This window comes from Kitasatospora sp. NPDC056184 (assembly GCF_042268405.1).
GTDB lineage: Bacteria > Actinomycetota > Actinomycetes > Streptomycetales > Streptomycetaceae > Kitasatospora.
The window spans coordinates 52,746-65,527 of sequence record NZ_JBHJUI010000004.1; the positions used below are offsets into that span (position 1 = coordinate 52,746).

Genomic DNA, 12,782 nt, shown 5'->3' on the forward strand with positions numbered 1-12,782 from the left:
CGGCCGGCCCGCCCGCCCGCCCCCGCCGCGGGCCCGCCGCCCGCGCGGGGGCGGGCGGGGGGTGGGGCCCCCCCCGGGGGTGGGGGGGGCGCCGGGGCCGGCCCCGGGGGCGGGGGGGGCGGGCCCTAGACCGTGCCGGCGATCCAGCCGATGGTCTCGGTGGTGTGGGGGCCGTCGGACAGGGCGCTGCCGCGGCCGACGAGTTCGTTGAGGCGGATCTTGAAGCCGGTGGTGGTCACGTCGGCGATGCGCAGGCCGGGGGTGTCGGGGCCGTTGAAGGTCTGGACGAACGGGACCACGATCACCTCCGCGCCGTCGGGGAAGGACGTGGGGAAGGTGACCTGGGTGAAGGTGGAGGTGTCGCCGCCGGTGACCGCCGAGCGGCTGGTGGAGTTCAGCTGCAGCCTGCCCGTCTGGATCACGCTCATGGTCTCCGCCTTTCGTTGCGCCGGTGTCCCGTCCGGGACCAAGGGTGGGTTGCCCGTGTTGATCCGTGTTTAGTGCGCAAGTCGCCGGTTCGGGCGAACTGTTCCGGTGCGACGTGTCAAGGGTGGCGCGACGGGCCGGCCCGCGTTCCCCCGAACGGGCTGATTGTCAAGCCCGCACCGGATTCGCCCGTTCGGCAGTAGCCTCGGCGGTAACGAGGGGCGTGGAGACGCGAATTGGAGGCGACAGTGGCCGACGGGGGCCAGGGTGACTGTCCGTTGCACGAGCGCGAGGCCGAGATCCGGTCGGCCCGGTGGGCGGTCGAGGCGCTGACCCGGCCCGCCGGGGCGGCGCTCGGGGAGCTGCTGGTCTACACCGGTGCGGCGGGGCTGGGCAAGACGGCGGTGCTGACCGAGGTGCGCCGGGAGGCGAGCCGGGCGGGGTGCACGGTGCTGTTCGCCCGGGGCGGCGAGCGGCAGCGGCACGAGCCGTTCCGAGTGGTGCGCCAACTGCTGCGGCCGGTGCTGGCGGCCCTGTCCGACGAGGAGCGGGCGCAGGTGTTCGGGCCCTGGGAGGACATCGTCGGTCCGGCGGTGGGGCTGCTGCGGCCGGGCGGGCAGCTCGATCCGCAAGGAGTGCGGGACGGACTGGACTTCGTGCTCACCCGCCTCGTGCAGCGCCGCTCCCCGGTGGTCGTGATCGTCGACGACCTGCACTGGGCGGACGCCGAGTCGCTCGGCTGGCTGGCGAGCTTCGCAGTGGGCGCGCGCGAGCTGCCGGCGCTGCTGGTGCTCGCCTGCCGGGACGAGTTCCCCGACGAGGCGCTGACGCTCCAGCGCGGCCTCGTCGGCCGGGCCGACCGGCGGCACGAACTGCGGCCGCTCCAGCCGGCCTCGGTCGCGCGGCTGGTCCGCGCCGCGCTGGGCGCGGGGGCCGAGGACGCCTTCTGCCGCCATGTCTGGGCGGTCACCGCCGGCAACCCGTACGAGACCACCGCCCTGCTGCGCGAGGTGGTCGACCAGCGCCTCGACCCGATCGAGGAGAGCACCGTTCAGCTGCGCGAACTCGCGGCAGGGACCCGGGGGATGACGCTTCGGCACTGGCTGGACAAGATCGGCCCGACCGCGGTGCGGTTCGCCTGGGCGGCGTCCATGCTGGGCACCGACATCCGCCCGGACCTCGCCGCCGTCGTCTGCGCGCAGGGCCCGGAGACCGCCGCCGAGTCCGTCCGCGAGCTGCGCCGGCACGGGGTGCTGGTCGCCACGGCGGGCGGCCGGCTGGAGTTCGTCCACCCGCTGATCGCCACCTCCGTCTACCAGTCGATGCCTCCCGCCACCCGCACCGGGATGCACGGCGTCGCCGCCGTCGAGACCGAGAACGCCGGACTCGGCCTGCTGGAGGCGTCCCGGCACCTGCTGGAGACCCTGCCCGAGGGGGACAGCGCCGTCGTCGGCAAGCTGCGCCGGGCGGCCCGCGAGCACCTGGCCATCGGTGCTCCCGAGGCGGCCCAGCGCTGTCTGCGCCGCGCCATCAGCGAACCGCCCGCCGACGAGGACCGGGCCGAGGTGCTCTACGAACTCGGCTGCTCGGCGCTGCTCACCGACCCGGCGACCACCGTCAACCAGCTGCGCCTGGCCCTCGCGGACCCGTACGGGCTGAGCCCCGAGCGCCGGGTCGACGCGACCTTCCGGCTCGCCCAGGCCCTCGCCCACAGCAACCGGCTCGGCGACGCCGCCGCCGTGTGCGCGGAGGCGGCGGCCCGCACCTCTCCCGGCCCGGGCCGCCTGCGCCTGGAGGTCGCCCACTTCATGTTCGCCGCGTTCCAGTCCGAGGACGAGGACGGCCCCGGCCGCTCCCGCAGGCTCGCGGAGTTCGACCGGATGCTGGAGACGGTCGGCATGGCGTTCAGCGACGTCGGGGCGGACTCCCCGGCCACCGCCGCCGCTGCCGCCACCGCGACGGGCCCGACCGCCGGCCCGAAGGACGGACCGCTCCCGCGCGAGTCCCTCTTCGAACAGAACGGCCTGGCGCAGGCGGTGGCCGTCCTGCGCTGCTGGGACCTCACGCTGCGCGGCGTGGACCGCGAGGAGGCGATCGCCTTCGCCGACTCCGCGCTGCCCGGCGGCCGGCTGCCCCGCAGCCTCGGCTGGACCAACACCGTCTGGGGTTTCGAACTGCCCGGGATCCTCGGCATCAGCTACCTCTACGCCGACCGGGTCGACCGGGCGGAGGAGCTGTTCACCGAGGCGGTCCGCGCGTACGAGGTCGCCGGGTGGAGCGGCGGCCACCTCGGCTTCGCCTATCTGCTGACCGGCATGCTCCGGTTCCGCTGCGGCTCCCTGGCGGAGGCGGAGGACTATCTGCGCCGGGCGCTGCGCATCGCCGAACGGATCGGCCCGGGCGTGCCGCTGCACTGGGACGCGGTCGGGGCGCTGGCCGAGACCGTGGCGGCGCGCGGCCGGGTGGCCGAGGCGCTGGAGCTGGCGCACGAGCACGCCTTCGGCCCGCCGTACCCGACGGTGATGGTGCTGCCCGACGCCCCCACCCTGTACGGCCGCCTCCTCCTGGCCCGGGGCGACGCGGCCGGCGCGGCCGAGACGCTGACCGCCGCCGGCGCGGCCCTGGACGCGCGCGGGTGGCGCAACACGGTGTGGGCGCCGTGGCTCGGGCACCTGGCGCGCGCGGTCGCCGCCGAGCAGCCGGACCGCGCCCGCGACCTCGCCGAGGAGGCCGTCCGCCGGGCCCGGGAGTCCGGGACGGACTCGGCCATCGGCAGCACGCTGCGGCTCTGCGCGGTGGTGCACGACCGTCCGCGCGCGGCCGAGCTGCTCGCCCAGGCCGTCCGGCACCTGGAGCGCTCGCCCGCCCGCTACGAGCACGCGATCGCCCTGGTCGACCTGGGCGAGGCGCTGGGCGCCACCGCCGCCGCCCGCCACGCCCTCGCCTGGGGGCTGGAGCTGGCCACCCGCTGCGGCGCCGACGGCCTGGCCGCCCGCGCCGGGGACCTCCTGCACGCCGGCGCGGCCGGCTGAGGCACGGCCCGCGCGTCCGACGACCGGTCGGAACGGCGTCCGCCGGGCGGTCTCCGCGAGGTTGAGACGTCTCAGGTCTCCGCGCGGCCGCCGGCCGATCACCGCAGCCCGGCGGCGGTGAGACGGCCGGTGGGACGGGTGGGACGGCTGTCGTCCACCGTGACGGGGGGTGCTGCGGGTCCCGTCCGGTTGCTAACGTCCCTCCCCAGTGATCGACACGACAAGGGGAGGACGTCGATGAACGTCATGGCCAGGATCGGCAAGGGGACCGCGGCGCTGGCGATAGCCGGCGCATCGGTGCTGGGTCTCACGGGCAGCGCGAGCGCCGCGCCCGGCGCTCCGTACCTCGGCTACGGCCACACCACCTCCGGCACCGGCGTGTGGTGCGTGCAGCACCTGGTGAACGACTACCTGCGGCTGGCCGGCCGGGCGACCATCGCCGAGGACAGCCAGTGGGGCCCGAAGACGGATGCAGCCGTGCGGTACTTCCAGCAGAGCGTCCTCGGCGCCAGCCAGGCGGACGGCGTCGTCGGCCCGCAGACGGGCAGCAAGCTGATGAACGTCGACTGGACCGACCCGTACGCCGGGCCCAACGGCTACTGCCTGCCGTTCGTCCCGACCTACTGATCAGGGCCCTGCCCCGCCGTTCCGCCGGACCTGGCGGGCGGACCTGCCTGCGCGAGGCACGACGCGAGACGTGGATCCGCTCCAGCACCGGCTGCTGACGGCGCCGCACGCGACCATGAGGCCCGCCCCGATCCCGGGGCGGGCCTCATGGTGTCGGTGCCGCCGGGTCCGCCGAGTGAGGTGCCGGAGGTGCGCCGGAGGAGGGGTCAGAGGAAGTAGAGGCGGTTCAGGGAGACGGTCTCGGCCGGGTCGGACCGCAGGGCGGTGCCGTCGAGGCTGACCGTGCCGTGGCGGGCGTCGACGAGGACCTCGCCGAGGCGGGCGTTGCGCACCAGGTCGCGCGGGCCGATGCCGCGGGTGTTCCGGACGCCGACGCGGCGGCGCCGGGTGGTCATGGCGTCGTAGGGGCGGGCGTGGCTGCCGGCCTCGGCGGCGGCCCGGCTGGTGAAGGCGACCGAGAGGTCGGCGGGGGTGGCGCCGTGGGCCCCGAACAGCGGTCCCAGGACCAGGGGCTGGCAGGTCTCGGTGGCGGCGTTGGGGTCGCCGGTGACCCCGTAGGCGGGGAACCCGGCCTTGAGGACCAGCTGCGGCTTGGCGCCGAAGTGGTCCGGGCGCCACAGCACGATGTCGGCGAGCTTGCCGATCTCGATCGAGCCGACCTCGTGGCTGAGGCCGTGCGCGATGGCGGGGTTGACGGTGAGCTTGGCGATGTAGCGCAGCACGCGCTCGTTGTCGTCGTCGGGGCCGTCGCCCTCCAGCGGGCCGCGTTCGGCCTTCATCTTGCCGGCCATCGCGAAGGTGCGGCGCACGGTCTCGCCGGCCCGGCCCATGCCCTGGGCGTCGGAGGAGGTGATGCCGATGGCCCCGAGGTCGTGCAGGACGTCCTCGGCGCCCATGGTGCCGGCCCGGATGCGGTCGCGGGCCATCGCGGCGTCGCCGGGCAGATCGGTCTTGAGTCCGTGGACGGAGACGATCATGCCGTAGTGCTCGGCGACGGCGTCCCGGCCGAACGGCAGGGTGGGGTTGGTGGAGGAGCCGATGACGTTCGGCACGCCCGCCATCTTGAGCACGTTGGGCACGTGGCCGCCGCCGCAGCCCTCGATGTGGAAGGCGTGGATGGTCCGGCCCTCCAGGACGCGCAGGGTGTCCTCGACCGACAGGCACTCGTTCAACCCGTCGGTGTGCAGGGCCACCTGGACGTCGTACTGCTCGGCGACCGACAGTGCGGTGTCCAGGGCGCGGGTGTGCGCGCCCATGTCCTCGTGCACCTTGAAGCCGCAGGCGCCGCCCTCCGCCAGGGCCTCGACGAGCGGGGCGGGGTGGGAGGAGGAGCCGCGGCCGAGGAAGCCGATGTTGACCGGCCAGGCGTCGAAGCTGTTGAAGGCGTGTCGCAGCGCCCAGGGGGAGTTGACGCCGACGCCCCAGGCCGGGCCGAACTCCTGGCCGATGATCGTGGTGACGCCGGAGGCGAGCGAGGCCTCCATGATCCGCGGCGACATCAGGTGGACGTGGGTGTCGATGGCGCCGGCGGTGGCGATCAGGCCCTCGCCGGAGACGATCGCCGTCCCGGTGCCGACGACGACGTCCACGCCGTCCAGGGTGTCGGGGTTGCCGGCCCGGCCGATGGACGCGATCCGGCCCTCCCACCGGCCGGGCCGCGATGATCTTCCAGGACCCCCGCGCCGCCATCAACCCGCTGCGCCGCGTCGGCGACTTCCTCACCGAGGGGGTCCGGCTCGGCGGCCGGACGGGCGCGGCCGACGCCGAGCGGCGCGCGATCGAACTCCTGGACGCCGTCGGCCTCGGCCCGGAGCTGCTGCGCCGCCACCCCGGGCAGCTGTCCGGCGGCATGCTGCAGCGCGTCATGATCGCCGCCGCGCTGATGGGCGACCCGGTCCTGCTGCTGGCCGACGAGCCCACCACCGCGCTCGACGTCACCAGCCAGGCCGAGGTGGTCGCGCTGCTCGGCCGGCTGCGCCAACGCTTCGGCACCGGCCTGCTGTTCGTCACCCACGACCTCGGTCTCGCCGCCGCGATCAGCGACCGCGTCCACGTCATGTACGCCGGCCGGATCGTCGAGAGCGGCCCCGCCGGGGCGCTGTTCGAGCGGCCGCGCCACCCCTACACCGCCGCGCTGCTGGCCGCCACCCCCGGATTGGATGCCCGGCCCGGCCGGCTCGCCGCGATCGACGGCCAACCACCGGACCCGCGCCAGGAGCTGACCGGCTGCGCGTTCGCCGCGCGCTGCCCGTTCGCGACCGCGCTGTGCCGCGCGGAGACCCCCGTGGCGCACCCGGTCGCCTGCCACCACCCGCTCGAAGGGAGCCGCACCGATGCCTGAGGCCGTCCTGGAGGTCACCGGGCTCTGTCGAACCTTCGGCACCGTACGGGCGGTGGACGACGTCTCCTTCACCCTCGCCGCCGGCGGATCGCTCGGCATCGTGGGCGAGTCCGGCTCCGGCAAGACCACCACCGCCCGGATCGTCGTCGGCCTCGAACAGGCCGACGCGGGCCGGGTCCTGGTCCGCGGCCGGGAGCGCGGCGGGCGGGCCCGGGGGAAGGCCGAACGGCTCGCCCGCGCCCGCGAGGTGCAGATGGTCTTCCAGGACCCGTACCTCTCCCTGGACCCGCGCACCGGCGTGGCGGCCGCGCTCCGGGAGACGCTGCGCCTGCACGCCCCCGGCACCGACCACGAGGCCCGGATCCGGGAACTCCTCGACCAGGTCGGCCTCGGCGGCCGGGCGGCCGACGCGCTGCCCCGGCAGCTCTCCGGCGGCCAGCGCCAGCGCGTCGCCATCGCGCGGGCGCTGGCCGTCGAGCCGGCCGTGCTGGTGCTGGACGAGGCGGTGGCCGCGCTGGACGTGTCGGTGCAGGCGCAGGTCCTCAACCTGCTCGCCGACATCCGCGAACGGACCGGGGTCGGCTACCTGTTCATCACCCACGACCTCGGCGTGGTCCGCTGCGTCACCGACGACGTCGTCGTCATGCGGCACGGGCGGGTCGTCGAAGTCGGCCCCACCGCCGAGGTCCTGGACTCCCCGCGGCACCCCTACACCCGGCTGCTGCTGGAGTCCGTCCCCCGGCCCGGCTGGGATCCCGACCGGATCGCCGCCGCGCGCCGCGCCCTGTGAGGACGGCCCCGGCCCGGCAGGCGGTGGGACCTGCGGGGCCGGGGCGGCCGGCGGCCCGCGGATTCCCCCCGAACGGCGGATGCGTGCCGCGCCGGGTCCTGACCCGGCGGTCAGTAGCGTGCGGAGCCGAACCCCGCCCCACCCACCGGAACGAGGCTCCATGGCTCATCCCCGGCCCTCCCGCCGCTCGCTCCTCCAGTCCGGTGCGGCGCTCGCCGCCCTGGCCCTGGCCGGCGGCTGCTCCTCCGGCGGCGGGGAGCAGCCGTCCGGCCCCGGCACCACCGCTCCGGCCGGCGGGCCGGCCGACACCTCGGCGGCGGGCGGGTGGACGATGCCGGCCGAGTCCGCCCCGCACACCCGCACCTTCATGGCCTGGCCGGCCCTGGAGGAGGTGTGGGGCGACCAGCTGCCCGGCGTCCGGCAGGACATCGCGGGCCTGGCCCGGGCCGTGGCCCGCTTCGAGCCGGTGGTGCTGCTGGCCCGCCCCGACCAGGCCGACCAGGCCCGCCAGGCCTGCGGCTCCTCGGTGGAGGTGCTGGACCTGATGGTCGACGACCTGTGGGCCCGGGACACCGGACCGACCTTCGTCACCGGCCCGCAGGGGCTCGCCGGGGTCGACTTCAACTTCAACGGCTGGGGCGGCAAGCAGACCCACGCCAACGACAGCCAGGTCGCCCGCACCCTGCCGGCCCACTACGGCATCACCCGCCTCCAGGCGCCGGTCACCGGCGAGGGCGGCGGCATCGAGGTGGACGGGGAGGGCACGCTGATGGCCACCGAGAGCTCCTGGGTCAACGAGAACCGCAACCCCGGGGTGTCCCGGGACCGGATCGAGGCGGCGTTCAAGGAGCTGCTGGGCGTGGAGAAGGTGATCTGGTTCCAGGGCGTCGCCGGGCAGGACATCACCGACTGCCACGTCGACGCCCTGGCCCGCTTCGCCGAGCCCGGCACCGTCCTGCTGCACCGTCCCGCCGCCGACACCCCGCCGGACGTCTGGACCACGGCCTCGGCGCAGGCGCGGCAGGTGCTGGAGTCCGCGACCGACGCGAAGGGGCGCCCGCTGCGGGTGGTGGACCTGCCCGAGCCGGACTTCGAGCTGATCCAGGGCGCGGGCAAGGACTTCCTCGCCACCTACATCAACTACTACGTCTGCAACGGCGGTGTGATCGTCCCGCGCTTCGGGGACCCGGCCGCCGACGACCGGGCGGCCGGCGTCATCGGCGACCTGCACCCGGGGCGCACGGTCACCCAGGTCGACATCCACCACATCGCCGGGGGCGGTGGCGGGATCCACTGCGCCACCCAGCAGCAGCCGGCGGTCTGAGGCCGTGAGGCCGGGGCCGGGACCGGTGCTCGCCCCGGTCCCGGCCCCGTCGGCTACGGCAGCGGCTCGTGCATGGTCGAGCAGTGGATGCCGCCGCCCCCGGCCATCAGGCGGTCGACGTCGAGCTGCACCACCTCGCGGCCGGGGAAGGCCGCGGCGAGCGCCTCCCCGGCGGCGGCGTCCTTGGAGGGGTCGCCGAACCGGGTGGTGATGACGCCGCCGTTGACGAGGTGGAAGTTGAGGTAGGAGTCGACGAACTTCGAGCTGCGGGAGCGCACGGTGTCCGGGCCGTGCACGGGGATGACCTGAAGGCGGCGGCCCCGGGCGTCGGTGGCGGCGGACAGCAGGGCGAACTGCTCGCGGGCGTCCCGGGCCCACGCGTCGTCGCGGTCGGCCGGCGGCAGCTGGACCATCACCACGCCGGGGCGCACGAAGCGGGAGGTGACGTCGACGTGGTCGTCGGTGATGTCCTGGCCCTTGATGCCCGGCAGCCAGATCATGGTGTCCGCGCCGTAGGCCTCCAGGACGGCCTCCTCGATCTCGTCCCGGCTCATGCCCCGGTTGCGGTTCTTGTTCACCAGGCTGCTCTCGGTGGCCATCACGGTGCCGTCGCCGTCGGTCTCGATCGCGCCGCCCTCGCCGACGAAGTCCGCGTAGGAGTGGCGCAGCCCCCGGTGGGCGGCGAGCCGTTCGGCGACCCGGGCGTCGTCGTGGTGCACCTGCTTGTCGCCCCAGCCGTTGAAGTTGAGGACCACGGCGTCCAGGCCGCCGTAGCCGTCCCGGCGGAACACCGGGGCGATGTCGCGCATCCACAGGTCGTCGGTGGGGATCGCGGTGATCACCTCGACGCCGGGGCCGCACTGCGAGCGGGCCTTGCCCGCCGTCCAGTCGTCGGGAGCGCACATCACCACCGGCTCGAACGCGGCGATCGTCCGGGCGATCAGCGCGATGTCCTGCTGGACCCCGCCCAGCCGCAGCCCCCACACGCCGCGCCGGGAGGGCCAGGACATCCAGGTCCGCGCGTGCGGGACGTCGTCCGCCGGCACCCGGGGGAAGGGTTCGGCGGTCCGGTCGTCGCGGTAGTGGCTCATGAGGTTCTCCCGATCGTGCGGGGGTGCCCGGACGGGGCGAGGGGGCCCGGTCGGCGGTTCCAGCGTCGCACTGACTGAAAAGTCAGTCAAACCGACAGGCCGGGCGTGACCCGCCGTGGAGCGGTGACGTACGGGGTGGGGCGGACCCGGCCGGCGGCCCGGTCCTCGGGTCAGGACCCGAGCCGGGCCACCTCGGTGTCGATCGCGTCGGTCATCAGCGTCCGGGCGTGCGCCAGCGGCAGGCTGCCGCTCAGCCAGCGGGTGCTCAGCCCCTCCAGCAGCGCGGTCAGCCGCTCCGCCGCACCCGCCAGCGCGACCGCCGAGGACATCGGCCGCACCGTGCCGAGCAGCTCGGCGACCTCCTGCACCCAGATCCGGGTGGCCCGCGCCAGGTCCTCGCGCAGCGTCTCGTCGAACACCGCGCTCGCCCGCAGCTCACCCCAGGCGGTGCTGTTCTCCCGCACCTCGACGGAGTCCTGCAGCTCCAGCAGCAGGGTCTGCTCCAGCTCCTCGCGGGCGGTCAGCGGCGGCGCGTCCGCGGCGCGCTCGGTGGTGTACCGCTCCGCGCGGTCGTTGATGAACTCCAGCGTCTGCTTGAGGATCCCCGTGCGGTCCTTGAAGTGGTAGTAGATCAGCGCGGTGGACACCCCCGCCTCGGCGGCGAGCTCCTCCACCCGCAGTCCGCGCACCCCGCGGCGCGCGATCACCCGCGCGGCTGCTTCCAAGATCGACGTTTTACGACTGGCCATGATCCGCCACCTTACCCGGGTCCGGCCCGGGGCGCGCCCGTGGGCTGAAAGTCCTGTCAGCCGCGGGCCGGTGGGGCGGCGGGGCGGCGGAGGGTCAGCCGTAGATCCGGGCGTAGAGGTCCTCGATCTGGGCGGCGGTGGGGACGGCGGGGTTGTTGGCGGGGGAGCCCGAGGCCAGGGCCTGCTCGGCCATGAGCGGGGTGAGACGGGTCCAGCTGTCGTGGGCGATGCCGTAGCTGCGGGGGGTGGGGACGTCCAGGTCGCGGCAGAGGGCGTGCAGGGCGTCCACGAGCAGGCCGGCGGCCGCGTCGTCGGGGTCGGCGGCCGTCGCGGCCCCCAGCGCGCGGGCGCAGTCGGCGTACCGGGCGGGCGCGGCGTGGACGGAGAAGGCGGTCACGGCGGGGAACAGCATGGCGTTCGACAGGCCGTGGGCGACGTGGAAGTGGGCGCCGATCGGGCGGCTCATGCCGTGCACCAGGGCGACGCTGGAGTTCGAGAACGCGATGCCCGCCTGGGTCGCGGCGAGCATCATGGCCTCGCGCGCCCCGGCGTCCGAGCCGTCCGCGTAGGCGCGGCGCAGATGGCGGCCGATGGTGCCGATGGCGGTGAGGGCGAGGCCGTCGGAGAACGGGTTGGCCCTGCGGCTCACATACGCCTCGACCGCGTGGGTGAGGGCGTCGACACCGGTGTCGGCGGTCAGCCGGGACGGCATCGACATGGTCAGCTCGACGTCGATCACGGCGGCGATCGGCAGGAACGCCGGCCCCGGACAGAGCATCTTCTCGTCCGTGGCGCTGTCGGTGATGACGGTGAACTGGGTCGCCTCCGAGCCGCTGCCGGCGGTGGTCGGGACCGCGATCACCGGCAGCGCCGGCCCGCGGTTGACGCGCGGCGCCTTGTAGTCGCGCATCTCGCCGCCCCGCACGCCCAGCAGGGCGAGCGCCTTGGCGCTGTCCATCGGGCTGCCGCCGCCGAACCCGATCACCGAGTCCGCGCCGTGCGCGCGCAGCGCCTCCAGTCCCGGGACCAGCGAGTCGGTGGTCGGATCGGGCACGGTGTCCGCGAACAGCCGCGGGTGCAGCCCGGCGTCCAGCAGCGTCGCGGTCAGGCGCTCGGCCGCGCCGCTGCCGGCCAGGAAGGCGTCCGTGACCAGGAGGGGGCGGCTGAGCCCCAGCTCCCGGAGGACGTCGCCGAGTTCGGCGGCGGCGCCGCGGCCGACACGCATGATCCGGGGCAGGGCGAGGCCGGCAACCATGGAGAACCCCTCAACGGTGGGAGGGCGGTGGCCGGGCGCCCCGCCGGGAAGGTTCGACTGTGCCGCCCGCGCGGGTGTGCGTTCAAGCGTCAATCGCGCAGACGGGGTGTGCGCGGATGCAGATAGGGTGGTCCGGTGCGCCCCCGCTCCCGCCCGCTCGGCGACCGGCTCCGCGCGGACGACCTGCGATATCTGCTCGCGGTCGCCCGGACGGGTCGGCTGGTGACCGCCGCCGACGCGCTCGGCGTGGACCACACCACCGTGTCGCGCCGCATCGCCGCACTGGAGAAGAGCCTGGGCGTGCGACTGCTGGAACGCGGCACCGAGGGCTGGGCCCTGACGGACGCCGGGAAGGCCGTCTGCGAGAGCGCCCGCGCGATCGAGGACGCCCTCGTCCGCGCCGTCGACGCGGTGTCCGGGCAGGACGCGCCGTCGCTTCACGGCACCGTCCGGGTGAGCGCGCCGGACGGCTTCGGCACCGCCTTCGCCACTCCGGCGCTGGCCCGGGTGCGTCGGCGCCACCCCCGGCTCCAGGCCGAACTCATCACGGCGACCCGGCAGTTGACGCTGCGACCGGCCGGCTTCGATCTCGCCGTGACCATCGGCAGGCCGCCGCGCAGCCGGCTGGTCACCGAGCACCTCACCGACTACGCGCTGGGCCTGTACGCCGCCGACGAGTACCTCGCGCGGTGCGGGGCGCCCGACACGGTGGGCGCGCTGCGGGAGCATCCGCTGATCTTCTACATCGAGTCGATGCTCCAGGTCGGCGACCTCGACATCGAACGCCATCTGCCGGGCAGCGCACCCGCGTTCTCCTCCACCAACGTCTTCGCCCAGGTCGAGGCCGCCCGGCTGGGGGCCGGTATCGGCGTGCTGCCCGCCTTCCTCGCCGAGCGGGCCGGGCTGCGGCGGCTGCTGGCCGACGAGGTGGACATCCGGCTGCCGATCACCCTGGTCGTGCGGCGCGAGGCGGTGACGCGGCCCGCCGTGCGGGCCGTGCGCGACGCCCTGCACCGGGAGGTCGCCGACCGCGCCGTCGAACTGCTGCCCGAGCGGGCGTGACCGATGGTCAGGTCGCTCCGGCGGAGGTCGCCGCGGGGACCCTGATGGCGTACGGTGACGGCTCGCCAGAATGACAGATAGTAAT

The 12,782-nt window shown here is 75.2% G+C and carries 10 protein-coding genes and 1 pseudogene; 6 read left to right on the forward strand and 5 right to left on the reverse strand.

Annotated features, from left to right (window positions below; genetic code table 11):
- Positions 1-125: 125 nt before the first annotated feature.
- Positions 126-428: a hypothetical protein gene (locus tag ACFC0B_RS10165; protein ID WP_376084466.1), complete on the reverse strand. Its 303-nt coding sequence runs from the start codon at positions 426-428 to the stop codon at positions 126-128.
- Positions 429-704: 276 nt separating this feature from the next.
- Here ACFC0B_RS10165 and ACFC0B_RS10170 point away from each other — a divergent pair, with 276 nt between their 5' ends.
- Entirely contained in the window at positions 705-3,458 is a 2,754-nt protein-coding gene (locus ACFC0B_RS10170; protein WP_376084468.1) for an AAA family ATPase, read from the forward strand.
- A gap of 237 nt (positions 3,459-3,695) precedes the next feature.
- A complete protein-coding gene (locus ACFC0B_RS10175; RefSeq protein ID WP_376084470.1) occupies positions 3,696-4,085 on the forward strand; it encodes a peptidoglycan-binding protein in 390 nt (129 codons plus the stop codon).
- A 206-nt stretch (positions 4,086-4,291) separates the two neighbouring features.
- Here the strand turns inward: ACFC0B_RS10175 and ACFC0B_RS10180 are convergent.
- Positions 4,292-5,728 (reverse strand): annotated as a pseudogene (locus tag ACFC0B_RS10180) (urease subunit alpha); the annotation flags it as partial.
- 17 nt (positions 5,729-5,745) lie between these two features.
- Here ACFC0B_RS10180 and ACFC0B_RS10185 point away from each other — a divergent pair.
- The 3 genes from ACFC0B_RS10185 to ACFC0B_RS10195 all read left to right on the forward strand — a co-directional run bounded on the left by ACFC0B_RS10185 (position 5,746) and on the right by ACFC0B_RS10195 (position 8,540).
- Complete coding sequence (locus ACFC0B_RS10185; RefSeq protein WP_376084472.1) at positions 5,746-6,426, forward strand: ABC transporter ATP-binding protein; 681 nt, start codon at positions 5,746-5,748, stop codon at positions 6,424-6,426.
- The gene (locus ACFC0B_RS10190; protein ID WP_376084474.1) at positions 6,419-7,216 is read left to right on the forward strand and encodes an ATP-binding cassette domain-containing protein; all 798 of its coding nucleotides are present in this window, start codon (positions 6,419-6,421) and stop codon (positions 7,214-7,216) included. The genes ACFC0B_RS10185 and ACFC0B_RS10190 overlap by 8 nt, the downstream gene beginning before the upstream one ends.
- A 160-nt stretch (positions 7,217-7,376) precedes the next feature.
- The gene (locus tag ACFC0B_RS10195; RefSeq protein ID WP_376084476.1) at positions 7,377-8,540 is read left to right on the forward strand and encodes an agmatine deiminase family protein; all 1,164 of its coding nucleotides are present in this window, start codon (positions 7,377-7,379) and stop codon (positions 8,538-8,540) included.
- A 53-nt stretch (positions 8,541-8,593) separates the two neighbouring features.
- Here ACFC0B_RS10195 and ACFC0B_RS10200 read toward each other — a convergent pair whose 3' ends face one another.
- From ACFC0B_RS10200 to ACFC0B_RS10210, 3 genes are all read right to left on the reverse strand, one after another.
- Positions 8,594-9,631 carry an agmatine/peptidylarginine deiminase gene (locus tag ACFC0B_RS10200; protein WP_376084477.1) on the reverse strand — a complete coding sequence of 346 codons (1,038 nt, stop codon included), beginning with the start codon at positions 9,629-9,631 and terminating at the stop codon, positions 8,594-8,596.
- A gap of 170 nt (positions 9,632-9,801) precedes the next feature.
- A complete protein-coding gene (locus ACFC0B_RS10205; protein WP_376084479.1) occupies positions 9,802-10,380 on the reverse strand; it encodes a TetR/AcrR family transcriptional regulator in 579 nt (192 codons plus the stop codon).
- Positions 10,381-10,474: 94 nt separating this feature from the next.
- Positions 10,475-11,635, reverse strand: coding sequence for an iron-containing alcohol dehydrogenase (locus ACFC0B_RS10210; protein ID WP_376084481.1), 1,161 nt, complete (start codon positions 11,633-11,635; stop codon positions 10,475-10,477).
- Between the two features lie 135 nt (positions 11,636-11,770).
- Here ACFC0B_RS10210 and ACFC0B_RS10215 point away from each other — a divergent pair, with 135 nt between their 5' ends.
- Positions 11,771-12,697: a LysR family transcriptional regulator gene (locus ACFC0B_RS10215; protein ID WP_376084483.1), complete on the forward strand. Its 927-nt coding sequence runs from the start codon at positions 11,771-11,773 to the stop codon at positions 12,695-12,697.
- The last annotated feature ends 85 nt before the right edge of the window (positions 12,698-12,782 follow it).